Raw genomic sequence first — 721 nt, 5'->3', positions numbered from 1 at the left:
ATATTCCGAGACGGGCATGCCCGTGGTGGCATGCCAGATCGCCGCCTGTTCCAGGGCCAGCGGCAGGTCGCCCAGCTTGTCCGCCAGCTTGTCGGCGTCGCCGTGGCCGATGCTGCGGCCGTGGCGGCGTAGCAGCTGGATGCTCTCGGACCGCTCGAAGACGTCGACCTCGATCGCGTTTCCCCGCGCGGACCAAACCGCGTTGTTGCGGGACGTGACGATGACGTGCCCGACACCGGTGGACGGGACGAGGTCCGTCAACACCTCCGGGCCTTCCGCGTTGTCGTACACGAGCAGCCACCGGAACGGACTCGCGGACAGGGCCTCCAGCACGAGCGCGGTCGTCTGCTTCATGTCCTGCCCGACCGGCATGCCCAGCCGCTGTGCCAGCTGCGCGAGAGATCCTCGCACCTGGGCCGCAGACTCCGCGGTCATCCACCACACGAGCCAGTAGTCGTCGGCGTGCCGGTAGGCATATTCGGTCGCGAGCTGGGTTTTGCCAACGCCGCCGAGCCCGTGCAGAGCCTGGGGCACCACCGACACGGCGGAGGAGGTCTGTAGCGTATCGGCGAGCGCCGCCAGGAGCGGCTCGCGCCCGGTGAAGTCGGGATTCTTGGCTGGCAGTCCGCCACGAATCGGGCGTGGTGCGGCAAGAGCCGTCTCGGACGGCGGAGTGGTAACCGATGACGGGGCCAACACGGAGCCTCCCGGCGAGGAACTA

Annotated in this window: 1 protein-coding gene; it reads right to left on the bottom strand. The window is 68.7% G+C overall.

Annotated elements, in window-relative coordinates; translation table 11 throughout:
• The coding region (locus tag DMB66_RS60175) for an NB-ARC domain-containing protein (protein WP_255441709.1) at positions 1-699 on the bottom strand (699 nt) is incomplete at its 3' end.
• Between the last annotated feature and the right edge of the window lie 22 nt (positions 700-721).

The organism is Actinoplanes sp. ATCC 53533, from assembly GCF_003947245.1.
Note: the sequence above shows the minus strand (reverse complement) of the source record. Positions and strands in the feature narration are given on the sequence as shown.